Origin of the sequence: Corynebacterium hesseae (genome assembly GCF_037850265.1) — a bacterium.
Classification (GTDB): domain Bacteria; phylum Actinomycetota; class Actinomycetes; order Mycobacteriales; family Mycobacteriaceae; genus Corynebacterium; species Corynebacterium hesseae.
On record NZ_CP137211.1, the window covers coordinates 977662 to 1002711 of the forward strand.

21 protein-coding genes and 1 pseudogene are annotated in these 25050 nt (G+C 60.1%); 8 read left to right on the plus strand and 14 right to left on the minus strand.

From position 1 onward, the window contains the following. Nucleotides 1-58: 58 nt before the first annotated feature. The 10 genes and pseudogenes from R3O64_RS04605 to R3O64_RS04650 form a co-directional block, all read right to left on the minus strand. A complete protein-coding gene (locus R3O64_RS04605; protein WP_070515891.1) occupies nucleotides 59-730 on the minus strand; it encodes a response regulator in 672 nt (223 codons plus the stop codon). Next, nucleotides 711-1916, minus strand: coding sequence for a sensor histidine kinase (locus tag R3O64_RS04610; RefSeq protein WP_339017398.1), 1206 nt, complete (start codon nucleotides 1914-1916; stop codon nucleotides 711-713). The genes R3O64_RS04605 and R3O64_RS04610 overlap by 20 nt, the downstream gene beginning before the upstream one ends. A 30-nt stretch (nucleotides 1917-1946) precedes the next feature. Continuing rightward, entirely contained in the window at nucleotides 1947-2852 is a 906-nt protein-coding gene (ppk2, locus tag R3O64_RS04615) for a polyphosphate kinase 2 (RefSeq protein ID WP_070447108.1), read from the minus strand. A gap of 75 nt (nucleotides 2853-2927) precedes the next feature. Then, complete coding sequence (locus R3O64_RS04620; RefSeq protein ID WP_232770831.1) at nucleotides 2928-3392, minus strand: PepSY domain-containing protein; 465 nt, start codon at nucleotides 3390-3392, stop codon at nucleotides 2928-2930. 95 nt (nucleotides 3393-3487) lie between these two features. Then, complete coding sequence (locus R3O64_RS04625) at nucleotides 3488-4366, minus strand: fumarylacetoacetate hydrolase family protein (protein WP_339017399.1); 879 nt, start codon at nucleotides 4364-4366, stop codon at nucleotides 3488-3490. 5 nt (nucleotides 4367-4371) lie between these two features. Continuing rightward, nucleotides 4372-4920 carry an aminoacyl-tRNA hydrolase gene (gene pth / locus R3O64_RS04630; protein WP_339017400.1) on the minus strand — a complete coding sequence of 183 codons (549 nt, stop codon included), beginning with the start codon at nucleotides 4918-4920 and terminating at the stop codon, nucleotides 4372-4374. Nucleotides 4921-5011: 91 nt separating this feature from the next. Beyond that, nucleotides 5012-5668 carry a 50S ribosomal protein L25/general stress protein Ctc gene (locus tag R3O64_RS04635; protein ID WP_070529222.1) on the minus strand — a complete coding sequence of 219 codons (657 nt, stop codon included), beginning with the start codon at nucleotides 5666-5668 and terminating at the stop codon, nucleotides 5012-5014. A gap of 209 nt (nucleotides 5669-5877) precedes the next feature. Continuing rightward, entirely contained in the window at nucleotides 5878-6852 is a 975-nt protein-coding gene (locus tag R3O64_RS04640) for a ribose-phosphate diphosphokinase (protein WP_070520869.1), read from the minus strand. A 36-nt stretch (nucleotides 6853-6888) separates the two neighbouring features. Beyond that, a complete protein-coding gene (gene glmU / locus R3O64_RS04645; protein WP_339017401.1) occupies nucleotides 6889-8340 on the minus strand; it encodes a bifunctional UDP-N-acetylglucosamine diphosphorylase/glucosamine-1-phosphate N-acetyltransferase GlmU in 1452 nt (483 codons plus the stop codon). 64 nt (nucleotides 8341-8404) lie between these two features. Then, nucleotides 8405-9645, minus strand: a pseudogene (locus R3O64_RS04650) (MFS transporter). A gap of 70 nt (nucleotides 9646-9715) precedes the next feature. On the opposite strand from R3O64_RS04650, the gene R3O64_RS04655 reads away from it, so the two are divergent. After that, entirely contained in the window at nucleotides 9716-11350 is a 1635-nt protein-coding gene (locus R3O64_RS04655) for a multicopper oxidase family protein (protein WP_339017402.1), read from the plus strand. 91 nt (nucleotides 11351-11441) lie between these two features. Here R3O64_RS04655 and R3O64_RS04660 read toward each other — a convergent pair whose 3' ends face one another. Both R3O64_RS04660 and R3O64_RS04665 read right to left on the minus strand, forming a co-directional pair. Further along, nucleotides 11442-12206, minus strand: a complete 765-nt coding sequence (locus R3O64_RS04660; RefSeq protein WP_339017403.1) for a hypothetical protein — start codon at nucleotides 12204-12206, stop codon at nucleotides 11442-11444. Nucleotides 12207-12592: 386 nt separating this feature from the next. Continuing rightward, nucleotides 12593-13801: an IS110 family transposase gene (locus R3O64_RS04665; protein ID WP_005297392.1), complete on the minus strand. Its 1209-nt coding sequence runs from the start codon at nucleotides 13799-13801 to the stop codon at nucleotides 12593-12595. 430 nt (nucleotides 13802-14231) lie between these two features. Between R3O64_RS04665 and R3O64_RS04670 the strand changes: the two genes are divergently transcribed. From R3O64_RS04670 to R3O64_RS04685, 4 genes are all read left to right on the plus strand, one after another. Further along, entirely contained in the window at nucleotides 14232-14972 is a 741-nt protein-coding gene (locus tag R3O64_RS04670; RefSeq protein WP_210383662.1) for a trimeric intracellular cation channel family protein, read from the plus strand. 248 nt (nucleotides 14973-15220) lie between these two features. After that, nucleotides 15221-15829: a TetR/AcrR family transcriptional regulator gene (locus tag R3O64_RS04675; RefSeq protein WP_070520882.1), complete on the plus strand. Its 609-nt coding sequence runs from the start codon at nucleotides 15221-15223 to the stop codon at nucleotides 15827-15829. 12 nt (nucleotides 15830-15841) lie between these two features. Beyond that, nucleotides 15842-19480: a transcription-repair coupling factor gene (gene mfd, locus R3O64_RS04680; protein ID WP_339017539.1), complete on the plus strand. Its 3639-nt coding sequence runs from the start codon at nucleotides 15842-15844 to the stop codon at nucleotides 19478-19480. Then, nucleotides 19480-19959 carry a hypothetical protein gene (locus R3O64_RS04685; RefSeq protein WP_339017404.1) on the plus strand — a complete coding sequence of 160 codons (480 nt, stop codon included), beginning with the start codon at nucleotides 19480-19482 and terminating at the stop codon, nucleotides 19957-19959. The genes mfd and R3O64_RS04685 overlap by 1 nt, the downstream gene beginning before the upstream one ends. Here R3O64_RS04685 and R3O64_RS04690 read toward each other — a convergent pair. Then, complete coding sequence (locus R3O64_RS04690; protein WP_193629077.1) at nucleotides 19956-21443, minus strand: amino acid permease; 1488 nt, start codon at nucleotides 21441-21443, stop codon at nucleotides 19956-19958. The genes R3O64_RS04685 and R3O64_RS04690 overlap by 4 nt on opposite strands. 81 nt (nucleotides 21444-21524) lie before the next feature. On the opposite strand from R3O64_RS04690, the gene R3O64_RS04695 reads away from it, so the two are divergent. Continuing rightward, nucleotides 21525-22139, plus strand: coding sequence for a MazG nucleotide pyrophosphohydrolase domain-containing protein (locus R3O64_RS04695; RefSeq protein ID WP_339017405.1), 615 nt, complete (start codon nucleotides 21525-21527; stop codon nucleotides 22137-22139). On the opposite strand, the gene R3O64_RS04700 is transcribed toward R3O64_RS04695, so the two are convergent. Next, the gene (locus R3O64_RS04700) at nucleotides 22136-22558 is read right to left on the minus strand and encodes a hypothetical protein (RefSeq protein ID WP_070686422.1); all 423 of its coding nucleotides are present in this window, start codon (nucleotides 22556-22558) and stop codon (nucleotides 22136-22138) included. The two genes, R3O64_RS04695 and R3O64_RS04700, sit on opposite strands and share 4 nt — an antisense overlap. 239 nt (nucleotides 22559-22797) lie before the next feature. Here R3O64_RS04700 and R3O64_RS04705 point away from each other — a divergent pair, with 239 nt between their 5' ends. Beyond that, a complete protein-coding gene (locus tag R3O64_RS04705) occupies nucleotides 22798-23589 on the plus strand; it encodes a hypothetical protein (RefSeq protein WP_193629075.1) in 792 nt (263 codons plus the stop codon). Nucleotides 23590-23732: 143 nt separating this feature from the next. After that, nucleotides 23733-25010, plus strand: a complete 1278-nt coding sequence (gene eno, locus R3O64_RS04710) for a phosphopyruvate hydratase (protein WP_193629074.1) — start codon at nucleotides 23733-23735, stop codon at nucleotides 25008-25010. Nucleotides 25011-25050: the final 40 nt, after the last annotated feature.

Sequence of the window (25050 nt, forward strand, 5' to 3'; positions counted from 1 at the left end):
GAAGGAATCCGCCTGCATGATGGTCTTCAGCGAGCAGACCTCCTACCGTGGTAGGAGCTTAGGCAACCCCAGCACGCTGCGCTAAGAGAACGAGGGCCACTCGGTCACGTGCGGCGAGTTTAGACATGAGCGCGGAGACGTGAGTTTTCACCGTGGTTTCTGCGATGACCATGTCGGCGGCTATCTCCGCATTTGTAGCACCACGCGCGATGAGTGAAAGCACTTCCATCTCGCGGCGCGTTACGAGGCTGAGTCCTTGGCGTTCCTGGGCGCTGAGGGTATCGCGTGTCAGCGCTGAGCGATAAGCCTCTAGCACTGGGCCGGTTACCTCGGCGGCCAGTACCGATTCTCCTTGCGCCACGTTGCGTACGGCGGTCACAAGAACCTCTGGGTCGGCATCCTTCAGCAGGAAACCGTGGGCGCCAGCGGAGATGGATCGCGCCACGAGCTCTTCATCATTGAATGTGGTGAGCATAATGATGCGGCACTCGGGCTTTCGCTCGAGTATGGCCTGAGCCGCTGCAATGCCGTCCATACCGGGCATGCGAATGTCGAGGATCGCCACATCAATGTGGTGGCTCAGCGCTGCTGTCACGGCGTCCGCCCCCGTGGCAGCGGTTGCCGCGACCTCGATGTCTTCTTGCGCAGTGAGGATGGTAGCCAGTGCTGAGAGCAGCATTGCTTGATCATCGGCCAATAAGACGCGGATTCTAGAGCTGCTGGGTTGCATCCTTGGTCTCCTTCATCGGTATCTGTGCGTGCAAGGAAAAGGAATGAGCATCGCCGGAATAGTCGAGGCGACCGCCGAGCGAACGGGCTCGTTCCGAAACTCCGACTAAGCCCACGCCGCTGCCCGCGACGTTGCTTGGCGTGGGATGAGGATTGGTGGAGGTGAGGGTGAGCGTGGCGGCGTCATCAAGTACAAGCTCAACCACGACATGCGTGCCGACGCCCTGATGGCGCAGAGCATTCGTCAAGCCCTCCGTGGTAATGCGCACCAATGCCATCTGCACCAACGACGGCACGGCGTATTCAGCTGGGAGGTTTGCGTCGACTTTCAGCCCAGCAGCGCGGAAGCCTTCGAGGATTCCTTCGATGTGCTCAAGTTGTTGAGCAGGCTCTAGAGCCGTGGGGCCGGGTGAGCGCAAGGCAGCGACGATTCCGCGAACCTCGCCCAAGGCGGTATCCGCATTATCGCGGATCGAAAGAAGTGCTTCTTCAGCCGCGCCGGAGTCCGTATTCGCTGCAACGATGCCTGCATTAGCCTGAACCTTAATCAGGGTGAGGGAATGGGCAAGGACATCGTGCAGTTCCCGTGCAATGAGGAGGCGTTCTTCTTCTTGTGCCTGGTGGAAGCGCTCGCGGGCTAGTATCTCCCGTTGGCGATCACGGTCAAAATACCGGGCAGCGATGAAATACGTGCTGCCCAGCACTGCCCAATGGGCCACCACCATGGCAAGGAAGGGTGTGTCTACCTCATAGCGCAGAAGGTAAGTCTCAGTGTCGATGCGCCACATGAAGGGGGAGATAAAGGTACCGAGTGCGGTGATGAGGAGGACCACCCGCGGAACCAGCCTCTGGGTGATGTACCGCGAGGTGGTGTACACGGCCATGGGGGCGGTCAGCGCCCACGGGGTGAGGCCGCTATTGGTGGGGAGCTGGTTCATCCATATGACAGCCCAGGCCAGGAGCAGAACTAGGAATCCTGTTGCGCTCACGATTGGCCTCGAGCGCCACACGAGGAAGAACGGTATGAACAGCAGCGACAAGAGAGCCTCGAGTACTTCCACCGTTCCGGAAGAGGAAAACGCCAAGGCACAATAAAAGGCCGCTACGAGCCCCGCGACTCCTGCGAGTAGCGCGTCCCCCAAATGCACCGAGGACAGGAAGGTACGCGCGGTGCGGGAAGAGCTCATAGACGGCCATGGTAGTACATGCCGAAAGTACTACTTCTTTTTCTTGTCCTTCTTGCCCTTCTTTTTCTTTCCCTGCTTCTTGCCGGAGCCGTTGCCGTTGACCTTGTCGCGCTCCAAATCGGCGGCGACATCCGGGACGTAGGCAAATTCGTTGCGCGGCGGGCGGACGTACTCGGCTTCGAGCTCGGGGCGATCCGGGATCTCAGGGACATCCTGCTCTACGTGCTGGTACGGAACCATCTTGAGGATGTGGTTGATCACGTTGATGCGCGAGCGCTTCTTGTCCTCGGATTCCACGGTGTACCACGGGGAGGACGGGGTATCGGTGTGGACGAACATCTCATCCTTGGCGCGCGAGTAGTCTTCCCAACGAGTAATGGACTGCAAGTCCATGGGGGAGAGCTTCCAGCGGCGCAGCGGATCGTTGCGGCGGGACTTAAAGCGTGCGAGCTGCTCCTCATCAGAAACGGAGAACCAGTACTTAAGAAGGATGACGCCATCCTCGATGAGCATGTGCTCCAGCAGCGGAGCCTGGTGGAGGAAGCGCACGTATTCTTGCTGGGAACAGAAGCCCATGACACGCTCCACGCCGGCGCGGTTGTACCACGAGCGGTCGAAGATGACGATCTCGCCTGCGGTGGGCAGCTTCTCAATGTAGCGCTGGAAATACCACTGGCCCGCCTCGCGGTCGGTGGGCTTCGGCAGCGCCTCGATGCGGCAGGTACGCGGGTTCAGGTATTGCGTAATGCGCTTGATGGCGGAACCCTTGCCGGCGGCGTCGCGGCCTTCCATGATGATGACCACGCGGGCGCCGGTCTCAACGACCCACTGCTGCATCTCGACGAGCTCTGCTTGGAGGCGCTTGAGCTCGTCCTCATAGGCTTGCTTGTCTAGCTTCGGCGGCTTGGTGGCAGACTTCTTAGACTGTGAACTCATACCTCTAAATTTACCGCTTAGCTGGGAAAATACCTAACCGCGGGGGTTAGGTAAGTGGGGCGAATTGGGAGGTATTTAGTCAACCTCGTGTTGCGTCACCGCGCCGCTGGCGGCGTCGACGTCGAGTTCATGTTCCTGGCCATTAGCCTTGAATTCAATCTCCCAGTGCGGGCCCTTGCCGTCATCACCATCGTCGTAGTCGACTTCCTTCTCCGTGACGGCCTGGGCATCAACGCCGGCATGGGCTAAAGCTTTCTCGAATGCGTCATCGCCGGTGAGTTTCCCAGAATCCACTGCATTTCCGGCGTCCCCGGCAGCAGCGGTGTCTGCAGGCTGCTGGGCGTCGTCATCGCGGTCATCGTCGTCATCATCATCGCCCTGGTCCGCGCCAGTTGCAACGGCTGTTTCCGTCACGGTTTCCACAGACGCGGGAGTCGGCGTCGGGGCGGGATCGGCCTCTTTATCTGAAGAGCACGCAACCAGCGCGGTGCTGGCGCATAGTGCGAGGCCTGCGGCGGTGAAGCGGGAGCAAAGAGTCATTGAGGCTCATCCTCCTTGGTCAGTCGGGCACGTGTGGTGTCCCACCCTAACGAAGCCTGTCAGTTTTCGCTGAAGATCCTGGATAAGGCTGAATGTTAACGGCCGTGACAGGTACAGCCTTCGCCGCAGCCCTCGGCAGCGGGAGGTTCGCCGAAGCGAGTGGTGTTCTCAATCGCGCCGAGCCCTTCGATACTGATGCGGGTGCGGGAGCCGTCGCCAAGCAGTGCTTCCTCGCCGCGCGCGAAGCCCACGCCTTCCGGGGTTCCGGTGGCAATGACATCGCCTGGATTGAGAGGGTAGAGGGAGGAACAGAAGGCGATGAGCTCGGCGACGGAGAAGATGAGGTCATCGGTGCTATCGTCCTGTCGGACTTCACCATCGACGGTCGTGACTAGCCGCGCGGCCTTGCCCGGGGCCCATTCATCAGTCGTGGTCAACCACGGTCCGAAGCCGGCGGTGCGGTAGAAGGATTTACCGGCGTGGAACTGCGTGGTAGCGCGCTGATAATCCCGCAGAGTGTAATCGTTCATAATGGCATAGCCGGCCACGTAATCCAGCGCATCTTTCGCACTCACCCGGTGCGCACGGCGCCCAATGACCACGGCGAGTTCTCCTTCGTAGTCTAGCTTCTTCGTGGCATAGTCCGGGACGTAGACGTCATCGAAAGGGCCGGTCAGAGCCTCTGGAAACTTGATGAAAAGCGTGGGCTGTGTAGGCAGCTCGCGGCCCATCTCACGGGCATGCTTGGCGTAGTTAACGCCGACACAGATGATCTTTCCTGGGTTCGGGATGACGGGGGCGAGATCGGAATCTTCAAAAACCACGGGCTCACCGGAGAGCTGCGCAGCTTTGTGCCAATCGGGGCTGGCGAGCAGTTCTCCTACGTCCTCATAATCCAGCTCGGTGCCCACGTTGGGGCCGTCAATACGGATAGCGCAGGTGCCAAAACTGGTGCGGAGGGTAGCGAGTTTCATGGCAGTTAGTTTAGCGCGCGAAGAATCTCATCGACCGCGTCGGCGCACATGATGGGGACCTCCTGCGCCTCCTGCTTGTTCCATGTTTTAAGCACAAATGCGGCTGGGTCCATGCGCCCAGGCGGGCGGCTGATGCCGACTGAAAGGCGCTGGTAGTCCTTGGTGCCCAGAGATTTCGTGGTGGAGCGCAGCCCGTTATGGCCGTGGTCCCCGCCGCCTAAGCGCCGCTTGATGGTGGCGAAGTCGAGCTCCAGCTCATCGTGGACAACGATGATGTGATCATGAGGAACGTTGAAGTATTGGGCGAGGGCCTTGATGGGTCCGCCCGACAGGTTCATAAAGCTGCGCGGCTTGGCGACGATCACCTTGGTGTCCCCACGCCGCGCTTCGGCTATATCGGTGTTCGTCTTCTTGTGAACTGAAAAGGTAGCGAATAGCTCGTGGGCTAGCTCATCAGCCACGTCAAAGCCGATGTTGTGGCGGGTACCGGTGTACTTCGGGCCGGGGTTTCCTAGACCAACGACGAGAAAGGGAGAAGAAGTCACGCTGCCCATTCTAAACAGCGTAGGGGCGAAAAACGGCGAACCGCGCCCGTCCCCAGAAAGCTGGGGGCAGGCGCGGTGCGTTAGATAGGTGAGGGGAAGTTTACTCCTCGTCCTTCTTCTCCTCGGAAGCGGACTCGTCGGCGGACTCGGCGCCAGCCTCAGCGCCACCTTCCTCAGCAGCCTCAGCGGCAGCCTCGACGTCCTCATCAACCTCCGGCTCGGAGATGGAGACGATGACGGTGTCTTCCTCGGCAGCAAGGGTGGTGCCCTCCGGCAGGGAAACCTCGCCGGCGGTGACCACGGTGCCGTCCTCGAGGCCCTCGATGGACACGACGATCTCTTCCGGAATGTTGAGCACGTCTGCCTCGACGAGGAGGACGTCGGCATCCTGGATGGACATGAGACCCGGAGCCGGCTCGCCCTCGAGGACAACCGGAACCTCGACCTCAACCTTCTCGCCACGCTTAATGGAGAGCAGGTCGATGTGGTCGATGTTGAAGGTCAGGACGTTCTGGTCGATGTGCTTGACCATGACGAGGTGCTGCTCGCCCTCGAGCTCCAGCTCGAACACGGCGTTGACACCGTGGTTGCGGACCAGTGCGGTCATTTCTAGGCGGTCAACGGCGAAGTGCAGAACGTCGACGGCGTGGCCGTAGACGACGCCCGGGATCTTGCCTGCAGCGCGCAGACGGCGAGCGAAGCCCTTGCCGAACTCAGAACGGACTTCAGCCTTCAATACGGGGCGCTCAGAAGCCATAAGTAAATCTCCTTAAAGTATCGTTGTGCGGCAAGGGCTCATGAAGAACCGTGTAGATACGACAAAAGCCTGCCGATGGACGTCTTGGACGAGTCATCGCAGGCTTAATACAAGATTCACTGCTTAACTTGTGCTATCGCGTCGATAACGGATTTCTCCCTCGCCGAGACGCACAAGATTTTAGCAGCAGCGTTGTCGCAGAACCAAATCTAGTGAGTCTCAAACAGAGTGGTCACGGAACCGTTCTCGAAGATCTCGTGGATGGTGCGAGCCAGCAGCGGGGCGATGGACAGGACCGTGAGGTTGTCCCAGCCCTCGGTGGACTGCGGCAGGGTATCGGTCGTGATGACCTCGACAGCACCGCACTCGGACAGCCGCTCGCGGGCTGGGTCGGAGAAGACACCGTGGGTACACGCAATAACCACGGACTTGGCGCCGGCTTCCTTGAGCACGCGGACAGCGCCCGCGATGGTGCCGCCGGTATCAATCATGTCATCGAGCAGGATGCAGTCCTTGCCCTCGACGTCACCGACGACGCGGTTGGACACCGTCTTGTTGGCCTCGGTAGTGGAGCGGGTCTTGTGAACGAAGGAGAGTGGGGCGTCGCCAAGCTCGTGCGCCCACTTCTCCGCCACCTTCACGCGGCCAGCATCGGGGGAGACCACAGCGAGGTTGTCCAGCGGGTACTTGGACTTGATGTAGTCCACCAAGATCGGCATCGCGTGCATGTGGTCTACCGGGCCATCGAAGAAGCCCTGAATCTGGTCGGTGTGCAGGTCCACGGACACGATGCGGTCGGCACCAGCAGCAGCCAGCAAGTCTGCCACCAGGCGGGCGGAAATAGGCTCGCGTCCCAGGTGCTTCTTGTCCTGGCGTGCGTATGGGTAGAAGGGCAGGATGGCGGTGATGCGCTTAGCGGAGCCGCGCTTGAGCGCGTCGATCATGATGAGCTGCTCCACCAACCACTTGTTGAGCGGCTGGGTGTGGGACTGCATCACGAAGCAGTCGGCACCACGGACGGACTCCTCGAAGCGAATGAAGATCTCACCGTTGGCGAAATCGCGCGCGGTGGTTGGAACCAGATCGGTCTTGAGCTCCTTGGCCACAGCCTCAGCCAACGCTGGGTGAGCGCGCCCAGTGAAGAGCATCATGTTCTTGCTGCTGCCGGTAACCTTGCCAGTCATAGGTAGATATCCCTTTACTTGTCGTTAGTTAGTGGTCTATTCGTCAGCCTCGGCGTCCTGTGCCTTGCCGGCGGCTTCTGCTGCCGGCGTGCCCGGACGCTTCTTTTGCACCCAACCTTCGATGTTGCGCTGCTTGCCGCCGGAGACCGCGAGCGCTCCCGCAGGAACGTCGTCCTTAATCACTGTACCCGCACCGGAGTAAGCGCCATCACCGACGGTGACGGGGGCAATGAACATGGTGTCCGAGCCGGTGCGCACGTGGCTGCCGATGGTGGTGTGGTGCTTGTTGACGCCGTCGTAGTTGACGAAGACGGAGGAAGCACCAATGTTGGAGTAATCACCCACGGTGGCGTCACCGATATACGTCAGGTGAGGCACCTTGGTGCCGCGGCCGATCTGTGCCTTCTTTGCCTCGACGAAGCCGCCCAGCTTGCCTTCTTCACCCACGATGACGCCGGGGCGGATGTAGGTAAACGGGCCAATCTGCGCGTTGCCGCCAATGACGGAGTCGAAGCCGTGCGTGCGCACCACATGTGCGCCTTCACCAACCTGCATGTTGGTCAGCGTGGTGTCGGGGCCGATTTCGGCGCCATCGGCGATGGTCGTGGCACCCCACAGCTGGGTGTTGGGGTGAATGGTGACGTCCTGGCCAATGGTCACGTTGACACCGATCCAGGTGGTGTCGGGGTCAACGATGGTGGCGCCGCCGCGCATGGCTTCCTCAACCACGCGGCGGTTGAGCAGGCGGCCGGCTTGAGCTAATTGCACGCGGTCGTTGACGCCGGAGAGCTCCTCCGGATCGGCGGCGACGTACGCACCAACGCGGTGGCCGTCTTCGCGGGCAATCTCCAAAACATCGGTGATGTAGAGCTCGCCCTGGGCGTTATCGGAGTTGAGCTTCGTCAAAGCGTCGCGAAGCACGACACCGTCGAACGCAAAGACGCCGGAGTTGACCTCGCGCACCTTTCGTTGTTCCTCAGAGGCGTCCTTCTGCTCCACGATGGCGGTGACGGATCCATCCTCGGCGCGCAGCACGCGGCCGTAACCGGTGGGATCCTCCAGCGTCATGGACAGAACTGTTACGGCATTGCCCTCGCCGGTATGGGCCTCCTGCAGCTGGCGCAAAGTCTCCGGACGCAGAAGTGGAACGTCACCGTTAGTCACGATGACGGTTCCGTTAAAGTCCGGTAGAGCGCTCAAGCCGCACTGCACGGCGTGGCCGGTACCGTTCTGCTCCTCCTGAACCGCCTGGGATACTGCACAATCCAGTTCTTCGGCGATGGCATCGACAGCAGGGGAAACCTGGTCGCGCTGGTGGCCCACGACGACCACGAGGTGCTCCGGATTCAGGCCGGCGGCTGCGTGGAGGGCGTGGCCGAGAAGTGACCTCCCGCCAATCTCATGCAACGTCTTTTGGGTTGAGGATTTCATGCGGGTACCTGCGCCTGCTGCCAGGACAATGGCGGCGCAGTCAGTTACTTCAGCCACGAGTGTGTGCTTCTCCTGTGATTGGGGGTCAGGACTTACTGTGTTTCATCATAACGCGTGCTGCCTACTTCCCGTGTGACACCTCTGGGAGCGCTCGGGCACGCCATGCGCCAATCAGGCCGATGCACGCTAAGAACAGAATGGCCGCCGAGGGGCCCGCGAGTGCAATGACGGCGGAGATACCGCCGACGACGAGGAGGATGACGCCCATCATGGTGTTTGCAGCCCCGACGTAGCGGGTGCGCTTATCCTCACCAGCCATGTCCACCACATAAGTCTTGCGCGCCACGCGGATGGCGGCGTGCGCCAAATTGACCAGGAAAAATCCGAGGGGAAGCGCCCACATGCTCACAGCCGTCGGCGCCCACGCGGCACAGGCCACGATGGCCAGCAAGATGATCGCCGCAGCACCCGCAGCCCAGGACATGACCAGGCGGGAGGACTTATCCGACAACACACCGGAAACCCGACCGCCGACGAGGCTGGCCAAGCCCGAGGCCAGGACGAAGCCGCCGAGCCCACTGAGCGCTTGCGAGCCGATGTTCTGCGAAAGCACCACGATGAAAGAAGTGGATAGGGCAGACACCAACAGCAGGGCGCGGACGTTAACGAAGCCACGGAAGCGGGCATCCTGGGCGTATAGCTGCCACGTGTCCTTCCACCAGCTGCGGTTTATCCCCTTCTGGCCGGAGCTTTCCGGCACAGGCTCCTCGATGCTGCGAAAACCGCCGCCGCTAGAAACCACGTGGCCGCGCCGATGGCCAGCAACACCGCCAAGCCCCAGCGCGGGAGTTCGCCCAGAACGGCGAGGACGCCACCGGTAATCAGGGTGACCGCCCCTCCGAGCTGCGTGGCCCGTCCGGTCACCACGCCGCGGCGCCCCTTGGAGATGGTGCGGCCCTGGACGTCCTTGCCGGTGAGCGAACACAGCGCGCGTAGCACAGCGAGAACAGCAAGCGCGAGGCAGACAATGAGGCCGAGGAGGGGGCCGCGAACAAGCACAGCAGCCGCCGCGATAATCGCCGCGCACACACCCTGACCCACCGAGCCCAGCACCCACAGGCGCTTGCGGGCGGGATGGGACACCACCCACGGGGTCAGGGCCGCCTGCGGGAGCATGGAGCCGGACTCGCGCAAGGGGACCAGTAGGCCCGTGAAGAAGCCCGGCACCCCGGCCGCACTGAACAGCCAGGGGAGGACGGTCTTGCCGGAGAGCAATTGATCGCCCACGCCCTGCAGGCCATTCGACCACACGAAGCGGCGGGCGTTGGCGGATTCCTGGGAGGGTGACGAGCTCTGAGTCATGACTGTGATTTTAAGCCCGGCTCGACCTTATCCGGGCCCTAAGGTTTGCCTGATCTCTATCCTGGAAAACATGTCTATCTCCGCTCGTCCCACAGTGTCCCGCCGTGTCTTTGTCCAAGGCTCCATGCTCACCTTCGCCGGTGCCGCCGTGATGGGGTTGAGCTCATGCACTGCATCGTCCTCGAAGAATCAGCCGGAGCCACTGGGCTATGACGGTGAGCCGCGCGCCCTGCCCATCCCGCCGATGGAAGAGGGCGAAGTTATTGACGGAACGCGAGTTTTTAAGTTGACCGCGCAGGACGGTTACTCGGAGGTCCTCCCCGGCAACGACCGCACCAGGACATGGGGTTTCAACGGCCCCTTCTTAGGCCCCACCCTGCGCGCTCGGCGCGGGGAGAAGGTCCGCGCGGAAATTACGAACAACCTCATTGAGATGACCACCGTGCACTGGCACGGCATGAAGTTGCCTGCCTACTCGGATGGCGGCCCGCACTCGCCGATTGAGGTGGGCAAGACCTGGAAACCCGAATGGGAGATCGCTCAGCCGGCCGCCACGCTGTGGTACCACCCGCACCCGCACATGGCCACGGCTACGCATGCCTACCGCGGGCTGGCGGGGATGTTCCTGATTGATGACGACGTGGCCTCAGATCTTGATCTGCCCCAGGACTACGGCGTGGATGATATCCCGGTGGTCATCATGGACGCGAAGTTCACCGAAGACGGACAGATCGATGAGAAGAGCGATAACACCCTGGGCCTTCTGGGTACCACGCCAGTGGTCAACGGCATTACCAACGCGCGCTTTGACGCCACCACGCGCCGGGTTCGCCTGCGCCTGCTCAACGGTGCCTCCATGCGCTTCTACACACTGGAGCTGAGCAACGGCCCCTTCCACGTCATCGCCACGGACACAGGGCTTCTCGACGCCCCCGTGGAAGTCGACTCCCTCCTCTTCGGCCCGGGCGAGCGTGCCGAAATCATCGTAGATTTGGAGCCCGGTAAGGAGGTCACGCTGCGCTCGGTGCCGCGCAAGGATAACTTTGGGGTGCCCAAAGACAAGGATGCGGCTGACTTCGGATTCCAGGATTCCTTCGACCTGCTCACCATCTCTGGGCCTGCGGAGTCCGCACCGGAGCCATCGGCCCTGCCGGCAACGCTTGACCCGGCCGCGGCGAAGACCCCATCAACGGATGGGCTCAAGGAACGCGAGTTCGTGCTCAACACTTTCATGATTAATGGTGAGCAGATGGACATGGCGCGGGTGGATACCGTCATTGATCATGACGCCCCGGAAATCTGGACCGTGACCAATGAGAACTCTGATTGGCCGCACAACTTCCACATTCACAACGCCCGCTTCAAGGTTCTGGACTGGGACGGCGATGAGAAAATGAATGTGTTCAACTCCGGGTGGAAGGACATTGTGAACCTTCCGCCGAAGGTCACCGCGCGCCTGCTGGTGGAGTTCGGGCACTTCCCGGACAAGACCATCCCGTACATGTACCACTGCCACATGTTGCTGCATGAGGACGAGGGAATGATGGGGCAGTACGTCATGGTCAATAAAGGCGAGAAACCCGACGTTCGCGTAAAGCCAGCAGCCCTAGTCTTCGACCAAACCGCCACCGCCCACTCCGCCCACGCCGGCCAGGTGGTGGATTCCTCCCGCAGCCCCTATGCGACGCCGGAGGCGAAGGCCTAACCCTTCACGATTCGTTCGTAGGCACGGCCCGCTAGCGCCGAGCTGTGCCAGCGGCGGAAGAGGTTGGACGGGCGCTCTCAGCGGTCAGCGGTTAGCGACGTACGTCGATAAAAGCGATGTTATTGCCGATTATGTTGTCGCCGCGATCGTCGTATCCGAAAAGCGCGGGCGTAAAGTCATGGGGAACTTCAAATACCCAGGTGTACGGCGTGGAGAATCCTGGGCCGACGGAATCGTTGAGAATATCCCAATTAGCGTAAACTTTCCAGTGGTCTTCGATGGGTTCGTAAGTGCGACCTCTCAAATCAGCAATCAAGCCAAAATTGTCGAAGCGGGCCGTGAATGGTGCCGTTCCTTTATTAGAGACGGTTCCAGAAACAATCACGAATTGAGCGCCTTCGTTTTTGGGATTCCCGAGGACAGAATCCGGTGCCCCAGTTGAAAAATCTTCATTTTTCATTTCCACGTTCGGAGCAAGTGTCACGGAGTCGATGGTTACTTGCTCGGTTCCACTCATGGCTGGCTCACCGAGCACGGGAATATCATCCATGGATGAGGGCGTAGCGTTGCTATTTTCGGAGTGTGAATCATTGACGACTTTCTCCTCGCCAGATGGTATGGCCACTGGCTCTACAGAGGCTGCGGAAACCTGTTCCTCTTTAGAACCGGTGAATGCGTAGGTGGCGCCTGCACCAAGTACTACACCGACTAAAGCAGCAGTGGGAACCATCCACCATGCAGGTTTGGGGGTCTTAGGCTGGGCTGCCGTGTTGGAATCAAATGGCTGTGGCGCGGTGGAAAACGGATTCTGACTCGGTGCCGGTTGCGGCTGTTGTTGTGCTTCGTTAGGAGACATGATTGACCTCGAGAGAAGAGAGAGTGAACGAATTCGTAACAGTGTAAACCTTCACCCCAGTGTTCCCACTATCAGAGCGGTAACGCGCAATGCAGATAGGAGAGGAGCCGGTTCTACAAAAGTACAGACGTGGAAGTACAGACCTGCTGGTCGTCGCAAAGCAGTGCCCTCGCGCTTGACGACGCCCACCTGCATGAATGCACTTCCAGCTCTGCACTTTTGGAAACGGTGGCTGTCAAGGGGGTGTTCCTATATAGGTTGTCAACCTAGCGGGTGGAGAAATTGGGGGCGGATTCTCTCTGCGGGGTTGTTTGGTCGTGTTGTTTTCGGGCATGGCTGCTAGCCGACTGGGATTTTACCCGGTCGGCTATCTTTACTCTTAGTGTCTAGGCTGCTAGGTCTTCCTGTGATGGTGCGGGATCGTGGTAGTGCTTGTGGTTGCGCATCATGGCGTAGAGGACGTTGAGCCGTCTGCGGGCTAGTGCTACTACTGCGGCGTTGTGTCTCTTGCCTTCACGGCGCTTTCGTTCATAGAATTGCCGGGAACGCTCATGGAATCTGATGGATGCAAAAGATGATTGCCATAGGGCGTTCTTTAATTTTTTATTGCCAGCTCGGTTCAGTGAGTTCGACATGATCGAGGTCCCGGACTGGTTTGTCCGAGGTGATAAGCCAGCGTAAGAGGCTAGGTGCCCAGCTGTCGGGAAGTCGGTCATGTCGCCCGCGGTCATGAGAATTTGTGCTGCCGTCTTTGGTCCGATTCCTGGCATGGATAGCAGGATTTGAGTGTGGGGGATGTCGTTGATGAGCTCGATGACTTCCTGCTCGATTTGTGTGCGGTGCTCGAGCTTTAAAAGCGCGTCCTTCGCCGACATTGCTACGCCCATTTCGGCATAGTGTGCACCAGCAATGGCAACTGTTTGCTCAGAGATGGCAGCGAAAATGGCATCGAGGACAGGTTCAGGATTGCGTGCCTTATAGCGTCGAGCGAAGGCAGTTGCCTTGGCCTTTCCGAGGCGTTTTATCTTGGTCGGTCCGCCGTAGCGTGCAAGTAGGTGCAGAACCCACTTGCGGTGAATTATCTGACCGCGAAGGGCCTGTTCGAATTGCGGGTAGCAGCCTACTAGTGCACTTCGAATCTGATTGATGAGCCTGGTGTAGGAGCGCGCTAAATCTTCGTCGATACCGTTGAGGACCTTCAACTGGAGGAAGGCTTCTTCGACGCGGTCGACGCTGCGGAGGGATTCCGGAAGGTTCTTTGCAGCGTGGGCGATGATATAGGCGTCCCGGATATCAGTTTTGGCATTGCCAGCGTGGATGCGCGAGAGTTGACGCATAGCCAAACCGGGAAGGTAGCGCACGTCGATCCCGAGTTCTTGAGCAACCGCGACAGTTAGTCGACCAATGTTATTGGGCTGGTCCACGACGACAAGGACCTTGTGGTCGTGTGCGCTGAACGCTGAAAACAGTGCGCGCAGGGATTTTTCGTTTTGGTTGATGCGCTTAGATAGCACCTGGGTGCCGTCGATATCTAAGACGCAAGCGTGGTGAAAGTATTTACCGACGTCCATGCCGATGACATAGTCGTAGGTCATGCCAGACCTCCTAGCGAATTGAATGAGTATGGGACTTATTTCATCGCTGGTGGTCGGACATACTTCACGCTGGCATCCACATTACTTTGAGACCTCGCACATTCTGTGCGGGTCAGGTTCCTATTAGCAGTCTGGAGTATGCCACTGCCTTCGGCGGCATCACCCCCCGGATCATTTTCAGACAGGGACGAAAACAAGCCATACCGAAGCCAGCGACTAGTTCCACTGCCCCAAGGCAGAAGGAACGCAGACAAACATAACCTGCCCCAGCATGGGGCTAGGAGTACGAATCCTGAGTTCCTTCAAGCGGAACTGCCAACAACGTAATGGGCTTGAGTAAGGCACTTTGAGGCGGCACGGGGGTAGCGATAGTGAACTGCAACAAATTCACTATCGTTATGTGAGTAGTTCGCTATGGTCAGTATCTGTGATTCAGGACGTCGACCCGCTCATCCATTCCTTGTACCAGGTCTTTGACCTCATCGGTGTGGTGCTCAACGGCATTATTGGTGGAACGATTGCGCGCCGTAGGGAATTCGACATTATTGGCTTCGTCTTTCTGGCGCTCTTTTCGGCGCTGGCTGGCGGCATGATCCGTGACATGCTGATCGCCAGCGGTCCGGCAGCGGCTATCTCTGATCCGCTGTACCTCACGCTGGCGTGTGTGGGCGCGCTCATTGCGTTTTTAACGGATTTAAAGGGCAAGGCCTGGGAAATCTTCCTCGAGCACGCGGATGCCGTCATCTTGGGCGTGTGGTGCACGACTGGATGTGTGAAGGCGCTGACCCATGGAATGCCGTTTATCGCCTGCGTATTCTTGGGCGTCTTGACTGCAGTGGGTGGCGGAATGGTGCGCGATGTTGCTTCCGGCCAGATTCCCTCGGTCTTTGGCGGCAGCCCGCTCTATGCCGTGCCGGCGGTGCTTACAGGAATCGTGATGGCATCCTTCGCGCACTTCGACAAGTTTGCCCTCGGCATGGTCATCTCGCCATTCGTGGGTTTTGGCCTAGCAGTTATGGCGTATTGGCGCGGGTGGGTGCTTCCGCGCGCTGGTATTGCTCCCTTGAACTACACCGCGGCGCAGGTGGCGTCGATTGCGCGGAAAGCTGAAATCAGGGGATTTAGGCGCGGTCGTAAGAAAAGAAAACAAACACCGCCAAGCGCTGAATAATTGCAGTCCAGGCGGTGTTTGTGCTTGCTTCCCCACCAGGACTCGAACCTAGAATGACGGTACCAAAAACCGTAGTGTTGCCGATTACACCATGGGGAAACGCGCCCACATTATGAGCGCTGGAGGACATGTTACCTGACGGGTGCGTATCAGACCTAAACAGGTGGCCAAGACTCGCGTTCCCGTTGCTTGCGGCTTACTTTTAGCTGGTGCGGGCCATGCCCAGTGGGGGAGATACAGTAGTAGGCATGGTTCGACAAAGGATGACCGGGCGTGAGCGCCGTGAGCAGTTGATCTCCATTGGCCGTGCGGCCTTCGCAGAGCGCGGTTTCGATGGCGCCAGCGTGGAGGACATCGCGGCACGCGCCGGAGTGTCCAAACCGGTGGTCTACGAGCACTTCGGCGGCAAGGAAGGCCTCTATGCCGTCGTCATTGACCGCGAGCTCGTGGCTTTGGAAAAGGTCGTGACGGAATCGCTACAGACGGGTTCTTGGCGCGAGCGCATTGAGCAGGGGGTCGTCGCCCTGCTGACCTACGTGGAGGAGGAAACCGATGGTTTCTTGATCCTCGTGCGCGATTCCAAGCCAGGGGATGAGCGTAGTTTCTCCACGTTGTTGAATGCAGCAGTTAATCAGATCGCGCACATCCTCGGTGAGGCCTTTGAACACCGCGGGCTCGACCCAGAGCTGGCGGTGCTCTACGGCCAGGCGCTCGTCGGCATGGTGGCCACCACGGCCCAGTGGTGGCTGGATGAGCGTGAGCCTTCGCGTGAAACAGTTGCCGCGCACATCGTTAATCTGTGCTGGAATGGTCTTTCCGGCATGGAAGCAGCACCGAAGTTGAAGGGAGCTAAGTAGGTGGCAACGCCGATGCTGGGTGGGCTTTTAAAGGTAGCCGCCTCAGATCCGAAATTTAAGGGCCTCGCCTCCCAAGTGGGAGAAGCCTCATTGCACATTACTGGCATCGACCAGGCCCGCCCCTGGGCTATCGGTACCTTGGCGCACCACGCACCGGTGCTGGTGGTGACTGCCTCCGGGCGCGAGGCAGAGGACCTCACCGCGGAGCTGACGGCCATGCTGGGGGATAAGGTCGCCTACTTCCCGGCCTGGGAGACGCTTCCGCATGAGAGGCTGTCGCCGGCCCCGGATATCGTCGGCAAGCGCGCGCGTGTGCTTGACCTCGTGGGGGCGGGCAAAGCCCAGGTCGTGGTGACCTCCGCCCGAGGGTACTGCCAGCCCATCCTGAGCAAGGTGGAGGGCCGCGCACCCATTTTCCTGAAGGAAGAGGACGAGCACGAGCTCGCGCATATCCTGTCGGAGCTGGAGTTTCGTGCTTACAAGCACGTGGACATGGTGGCCAAGCGCGGTGAGTACGCCACGCGCGGCGGCATTCTTGATGTCTTCCCGACAACCTCGGATTACCCGGTGCGCGTGGAGTTCTGGGGCGATGAGATTACGGATATCCGTCAGTTCTCCGTGGCTGACCAGCGTGCCATCCCCGAGATCGAGGTGGGAGAGGTCGCTATCTATCCCGCCCGCGAGCTGCCGATCACCAATGAGGTCGCCGCGCGGGCCCGCGAGCTGGCGCAGAAGTTTGGGGGCAACGCAGCGCTGGCGGAGCTTCTGACCAAGGTGGGGGAGCACATCCCGGCTGAAGGTATGGAAGCCGTGCTGGCCGTGCTTGCCGACGCCCCCTTTGTCACCCTCCCCGAACTGCTTGCCCCGGGCACACACGTGCTGCTCGTGGCGCCGGAAAAGATCCGCACGCGAATTGCGGATCTGGAATCCACCGATGCGGAGTTCTTGGCTGCTGGCTGGGAGGCCGCCGCAATGGGTGCGGATGGTCCGTTGGCTGCTGAGGGCTTGGATACCTCGGCGTCGAGTTACCGCTCCTATGAGTCCTTGGAGGCGACGTGCCGGAATATCGAGGCCCCGTTGTGGACTTTCGCCCCACCGGGGATGTTTGCGGCGGCTGAATCAGAGACCTTGCCGCTGGACTTTGAGCCCGGACCAACTCCGCGCGGTGATATCCCAGAGATTGATGCCATGATGGCGCAGCTTCTGGCGCACACGACAGCCGGCGGGCGTGCCGCCTTCATTGCCCCTGCGCAAGGCGCTATCAAGCGCATGGTGGAGCGCTTTGCGGAGAAGGGTATCCCCACGAAGGTGGCCACACCTGGCTGGGAGCCGAGTCCCGGCGAGGTCACGCTCTACCAGGCCTTGTCCCATGCTGGTCTGGTGTTCCCGAAGGTGCGCAAGCTCAAGGACGCTGAGGCACTGCCGCTGGTCGTCATCACGGAAACTGACCTGACGGGTAACCGTGTGGGCGATATTGCGGGGGCGAAGCGTCGCCCAGCAAAGCGCCGTAACCGCGTGGATCCCCTCGCACTCAAGCAGGGGGACTACGTGGTGCATGAGACCCATGGCATCGGCAAGTTCCTCAAGATGGCCGAGCGCACCGTTCAATCCGGTGACGAGACTTCGCGCCGCGAATACATTGTGTTGGAGTATGCCGCCTCCAAGCGCGGCCAGCCGGCTGACCAGCTGTGGGTCCCCATGGATTCGCTGGATTTGCTGAGCAAATACACCGGCGGTGAGACGCCGACGTTGTCCAAGATGGGCGGCTCGGACTGGAAAAACACCAAGAAGAAGGCGCGTGCCGCGGTGCGCGAGATCGCCGGTGAGCTGGTGGAGCTTTATGCCAAGCGCCAGGCCGCGCCCGGTCACCAATTTGGTCCCGATACCCCGTGGCAAGCCGAGATGGAGGATAATTTCCCCTTCGTCGAGACCGAGGACCAAATGCTGGCCATCGATGCCGTCAAGCAGGATATGGAATCCACGGTGCCGATGGACCGCGTGGTCGTCGGCGATGTGGGTTATGGCAAGACCGAGGTGGCGGTGCGCGCAGCCTTCAAGGCCGTGCAAGACGGCAAGCAGGTCGCGGTCCTCGTGCCCACCACTTTGCTGGCCCAGCAGCACACCGATACTTTCCGCGAGCGCATGCAGGGCTTCCCGGTGGATATCGAGGTGCTTTCGCGCTTTACCTCGGCCAAGGAATCCAAGGAGATTCTGGCTGGTTTGGCGGATGGTTCCGTGGACATCGTAATCGGTACCCACCGCCTGCTGCAGACCGGTGTGCAGTGGAAGAACTTGGGCCTCATCGTGGTGGATGAGGAGCAACGTTTTGGTGTCGAGCACAAGGAGCACATCAAGGCGCTCAAAGCCAGCGTGGACGTGCTCACCATGTCCGCGACGCCGATTCCACGCACCTTGGAGATGTCCATGGCGGGCATCCGCGAGATGTCCACCATCCTGACTCCGCCGGAGGACCGCCACCCGGTCCTGACCTATGTGGGCGCGTATGAGGATAAGCAGGTGGCCGCGGCCATCCGCCGTGAGCTGCTGCGCGACGGCCAAGTCTTCTTCATCCACAACAAGGTTGCGGATATCGAAAAGAAGGCCCGCGAGCTGCGGGACCTAGTCCCAGAAGCGCGTATCGTCGTGGCACACGGCCAGATGAACGAGGACGTCCTTGAGCGCACCGTCCAAGGATTCTGGGACCGCGAATTCGACGTCCTGGTGTGTACCACCATCGTGGAAACCGGCCTGGATATTGCTAATGCGAATACCCTCATCGTGGAAAACGCCCACCACATGGGCCTGTCCCAGCTGCACCAGTTGCGCGGGCGCGTGGGCCGCTCCCGCGAGCGCGGCTATGCCTACTTCCTGTACCCGAAGGGCGCCACGCTGACGGAAACTTCCTATGACCGCCTGGCCACCATCGCCCAAAACAACGATCTGGGCGCCGGTATGGCCGTGGCCATGAAGGACCTTGAGATGCGCGGTGCCGGCAACGTGCTGGGCGCCGAGCAATCCGGCCACATCGCCGGCGTGGGCTTTGACCTCTACGTGCGCCTTGTCGGTGAGGCAGTGGAGACCTTCAAGGCGCTCGCGCGTGGTGAGACCCCCGTGGTCACGGACGAAGGCCCGAAGGAAATCCGCATCGATCTTCCGGTGGATGCCCATATTCCGGAGTCCTATATCAACTCCGAGCGCTTGCGTTTGGAGGTCTACCGCAAGCTGGCGGCCTCCAAGGACAACGCGGACCTGGCTCATGTGGTGGAGGAAATGCAGGACCGCTACGGGCCCATTCCGGAGCCGGTCGAGCGCCTGCTCGCCGTGGCTCGCCTGCGCCACCAGGCCCGCCGGGCCGGGGTCAGCGATATCACGGTGCAGGGCACGCGCATCAAGGTCCATCCGGTGGAGCTGGCGGATTCCAAGCAGGTACGCCTCAAGCGCCTCTTCCCAGGCTCCAACTACCGTGCAGCGGCCAAGGCCATTCAGCTCAACTTCCCCAAGGCCGGACGCAACGTCACGGACCCGAAGCTGCGTGACATCGAACTCCTGCAGTGGGTGGCGGACTTCTTGGCCTCGATGTTCGAACTCGAGCGCGTCGACGTCAGTGGTGCTAAGACTAAGAAGAATGTCATTAGCGTAGGAGAAAAATAATGGACGCCAGCACCGCCGCCGGAATTTCTCGGTCCAATCCCAGAATCGTTTTAGTGGCGGTGTGGATGGCCGCCTCGCTGCTCAGCATCCCCGTCTCACTGGTGATCAAGTTCAGCGGCGAGAACGGCGGTTGGCTCACATTCATGTTGATGATGTTCGGAGTAATCCTGGTTGGCATCTGGGTGCTGCTTGGTTTACTCCCGCTGTTCATCCGCGGTGATTACACAAGCAAGCTGGCGTGGGCGTGGGTGTCGCTGGCTTTAGTGTTCATCGGCTCTATCGTGGGCAACGCCAACGTGCCGGATTTTGGGGACGTCGGACCAGCCACCGTTCCGACGTGGTGGTTTGGCAACGAGGAAGCGGCCTCGATTACTGGAGGCATCTTCCTCGTCATCAGCGCTATCGGCCACGTGTTGTGGATAGCAAGCTGCATCGCCTATGCGGTGTTGTCACGCCGCACGGCGCCCCAGGTTTTCTAGAGCGCCAAGCGGCCCGTGCTCAAGCCCCACACCGCGGCAACCGCGCCGATAACTACCAGCGCTACCACGAACCATTCGAAGGTGTTGAACACGCGCTCCTTTTTGTACAGGCGGGTGGCCACATAAGGAATCATGCTGGGGACCACGGCCAGCGCGCCGAGAAGAACATAAACCGGGTCGGCGGCATAGATGAGCCACAGGGAATAGATGAAGGCGACGAGGCCGATGCAGAGGTGGCGGCGATTCTCTCGGCGGCTCACCTCCGGACCTGAAATATCGAAGCGCACCCCGGCATGCGGGTGAGTCAGCCCCTTGCCGCGCACGGCCAAGAGGACCAGGTAAAGGGAAGAGAAGATGTAGGGCAGCAGGTACATGATGGTGGCCAGCTGGACCATCGCGTTATAAGAGGTTTCGTTGAGGAAGAACACGATAACGAAGAGCTGAATCGTCAGCGTAGAAATCAGCTGCGCTACCCACGGCGCACCGGCGATGTTCACGGTGCCGATCTTGCGGGGGAGAAGACCATCGACAGCCATCATGACAATCGGCTCCGCGCACAGCATCTGCCAGGACACGTAGGCGCCGAGCACGGAGAGACACAGGCCGAGGGAAATGAGAGCGCCGCCCCATTCGCCTACGGCCGCGGTGAGCACGGACGCCATCGAGTTATCCGGCAGCGCTGCGAGCTCCTCCTGGGTAAGCACGCCGAAGCTCAGCGTGGACACGGACACCAGCAACGCCAGAACGCTGATGAAGCCGATGACGGTGGCGCGTCCGACGTCGGCACGCGTGCGCGCCTGCTTGGAGTACACGGATGCGCCCTCCACGCCGATGAAGACCCACACGGTAAAGAGCATGATGCCCTGAATCTGCTCGAAGAGGGACTTATCGGAGGCCTCGCCCCAGAAGTCAAGAGTGAATTTGTCCCAGCTAAAGCCTACGAAAGCGAGGATGACGATGAAGGCGAGGATGGGGACGATCTTGGCGATGGACGTCACCATGTTCATGATCGCCGCCTGCTTAATTCCGCGCGCCAGCACAGCAAAGATTCCCCAGGACAACACCGATACGGCGATGGCGGAGACCCAGCGGTGGTCGGCGTCAAAGAAAGGCACGTAGTGGCCAATGGTGTTGAAGAACAAGGTGGCGTAGCCCACCTGCGCCATGACGGAACCCAGCCAGTAGCCCCAGCCGGAGGTAAAACCGATGAAGTCACCCAGGCCGGCGCGAACATAGGAGTACACACCGGAGTCGAGGTGCGGCTTGCGGTGCGCGAGAATTTGAAAAACGAAGGCGACAGAGAGCATGCCCACGCCGGCGATGAGCCAGCCGATGAGCATGGCGCCAGGGCCGGCCACGGAGGCGATGTTCTGCGGAAGAGAGAAGATTCCGGCGCCCACCGTGGAACCGATGATGAGCGCGATGAGCGTCCACAACGTCACAGAGTGCGTGCGCGGCGATTCGGTGAGATTGGAAGTGGTCATTGGTTAAAAATACCCCTTTAGGCGGGCGTTTGTGCAACTGCAGCGAAAGTTCAAAGAACTGGGGACCTATACTCGTTGCTTATGACTGTCCTGTTGTTAGATCCGCGCTGGCCCACGTTAATCCCTATGGAGGCCGTTGGGAAACTGCAGGGCCCTGTTGTTTTCACTGATGAAGTTCCGGTGAAGGTGCGCTGGGACTTTGATTCACTGTTGTGCGGTGAGGATCCGGAAGGCCATGGTGTTGTGGTGAGCACAGATCCATCACACCCGCAGGTACGTGCGCTTATCGACGCTGATGCGGACCTCATCCTCGCCCCCTCCCTTGAGGAACCGATGTGGAAGGCACGTGAGGTGATGTCGCGTGCGCGGCGCATCGGGGAGTGGGAGCGCGATCAAACCCACGAAACTTTGCTGCCGTATCTAAAAGAAGAGTCGGCGGAATTCGCCCAGGCGGTGCGGGAGCGTGCCACTGATTCCGAGTTGCTTAAGGAATTGGGCGATGTCTTCTTGCAGGTCCTCTTTCACGCCGAGATCGCGGCACGCCGTGGGGCTTTTACTCTCGACGATGTTGCGATGTCTTTCGTCAACAAAATGCGCTCCCGCGCGCCCTACCTTTTCGACGGCACGGAGAACGTCGTGGGGGTAGAGGAGCAGGAGCGCCTGTGGGCCGAGGGTAAGGCCCGAGAAAAGAATTAGCCCTTCTGGATCATCGAGGACAACAGGGGAGCGTAGTCAGCGATCGTGGAGGAAAGGCCGGTGCCGCCGGTTGCGAGAGTGTCTTCCTTGACGATCTTGCACTCGAGGGCGCGGTCGGCGGTCTGGCCGGAGTACTTCACGGCGGCCAAGGCCAGCGGGCCGAGTTCCTCAGAGTTGCCTAGTGCGGTGAGGTTCTTGGACAGCTGGTTGCGGGTGGTGTTCGGAGTAAGCAGCTCACCCTCGGTGCTCTGATCAATCAGCGTCAGGGTGCTACGCAGGGTGTTGCAATCAGCGGACTGGATGCCCTGGGAGAGGAAGCCGCCCAGCTCAGTCAGGGAAGCAGCGGAGGCGGTAGCGGGTGCGATGGCACCCAGAGTGACAACGGCGGAAGCGGTGGCGAGGATACGACGGATGGACATGGAACTCCTTGACTAAGAGAAAGGCACGTTTCTAGAACGGACAGTGATAGAACGTGGAGCACCAGCAGGGCATCGGCTCTCTGTTCAACGCTGCAGTGTAGCGCAGAATGTTACGCATGGGAACATTTGGACATAACTTTTGTTCCGCGATTGTCGTAGGTCTTGCCTATACGGTCGCCTCGTGGCGCCCTCTGTGTCGCTCGACCCCCTTCCTGTAACGGGCTGTAGTATTCACCTTTATGACGCAGGGGCTTAGGAGGATCGGGGGCTGTGGCCTCGGCATTGTCTTGGCCATCATTCTGATCATTTCCTTGGTGGCCTGGAGTCTTTCCTTCCTGGATAAACCATCCCCGTTCCGGCAGCTTTCCCCCGTCCCAGAGGATCTTCCGCCCGTGGGCGGGGCAGAGGTGCCCGCTATTGATGTCGACGGGCCGGGGCGCACTGCGGACAAGCTGACGTGGTGGTCCGACCAGCTTGCCGACGCCACCAGTATCCCCGCCCAGGCATTGCGGGCCTACGGCAACGCCGAGCTGATCGCGCGGCAATCCTGGCCGAACTGTAATCTGCGCTGGAATACCCTCGCCGGTATCGGCTGGGTAGAAACTCGTCACGGGACCTATAATGGAAGCCTCTTCGACCGTTCATCCCTCGATGAGAATGGTTATCCCGACCCGCCCATTGTGGGCATTCCTCTCGACGGAACTAACAACACCACTTTGGTTCCTGATAGCGATGGCGGCGCCATTGACGGCGATGTCGAGTTTGATCGGGCGGTTGGCCCCATGCAATTCATCGCTTCTTCGTGGGAGCATTTAGGCCGAGATGCCAACGGCGATGGTGTTGCTGATCCCAATCAAATCGACGATGCTGCGTTGGGTGCTGCCGCACTTCTGTGTCACGGAGATAGGGATCTTTCCACGCCAGAGGGATGGCGCTCGGCGGTCCTCAATTACAACCAATCCGAGGATTACCTGCGCAAAGTCGCAGCAGCCGCAAATTCCTACGCCATTGAACAGCCTGCCGTGTCCTAGCCTCTTTCTAGATCTATGTCACGTTGTCCGTTTCCGCCCGACATGTTCCGAAGTTTTCTGGAACAATTGTCCCCAGGTGGTTTGGGAGCCCCTCCCAGAACACGAACCCAAGATCAATTTGGCTCTATAGGAGTGAAAGCAGCATGGCTGACATCATCCACGTAATGGCACGCGAAATTCTTGATTCCCGCGGCAACCCCACCGTTGAGGCTGAAGTATTCCTCGACGATGGTGCACGCGGTGTCGCCGGCGTTCCGTCTGGCGCTTCCACCGGTGTTCACGAGGCTCACGAGTTGCGTGACGGTGGTGACCGCTACTTGGGCAAGGGCGTTCTGAAGGCTGTTGAGAACGTCAACGAAGAGATCGCTGATGAACTTGCTGGCTTCGAGGCCGATGACCAGCGTCTCATCGACCAGGCCCTGATCAAGCTGGACGGCACGGATAACAAGTCCCGCCTCGGCGCCAACGCCATCCTGGGCGTGTCCATCGCAGTCGCTAAGGCCGCTGCCGAGTCTGCTGGCCTTCCGCTCTACCGCTACATTGGCGGCCCGAACGCTCATGTCCTGCCCGTTCCGATGATGAACATCGTCAACGGTGGTGCCCACGCTGACTCCGGCGTTGACGTTCAGGAGTTCATGATCGCCCCGATCGGTGCCGAGTCCTTCAGTGAGGCTCTGCGCATGGGCGCTCAGGTCTACCACGCACTGAAGGCCGTTATTAAGTCCAAGGGCCTGTCCACCGGCCTGGGTGACGAGGGTGGATTCGCTCCGGAGGCTGAGTCCACCAAGGCAGCTCTGGACCTCATCGTTGAGGCCATCGAGAAGGCCGGCTTTAAGCCGGGCAAGGACGTCGCCCTGGCTCTCGACGTTGCTTCTTCCGAGTTCTACAAGGACGGCAAGTACCACTTCGAGGGCGGCGAGCACACCGCTGAGGAGATGGCCAAGGTCTACGAGGACCTCATCGCCAACTACCCGATCGTGTCCATCGAGGACCCGCTGCAGGAAGATGACTGGGAGGGCTACACCAAGCTCACCGCAGCTATCGGTGACAAGGTGCAGATTGTCGGCGATGACTTCTTCGTCACCAACCCGGCTCGCCTGAAGGAAGGCATTGAGAAGAAGGCCGCCAACGCTCTGCTGGTGAAGGTTAACCAGATCGGTACCCTGACTGAGACCTTCGACGCCGTTGAGCTGGCACACCGCAATGGCTACCGCACCATGATGTCCCACCGCTCCGGTGAGACCGAGGACACCACCATTGCTGATCTCGCCGTTGCTCTGAACTGCGGCCAGATCAAGACCGGTGCTCCGGCCCGCTCTGAGCGCGTTGCCAAGTACAACCAGCTGCTGCGCATTGAGCAGGAACTGGGTGACGCCGCAGTTTATGCCGGCCGCTCCGCATTCCCGCGCTTCCAGGGCTAGGACTTAACTCCGGTTTCCAGCAGTGGTCTGCACAGACCAC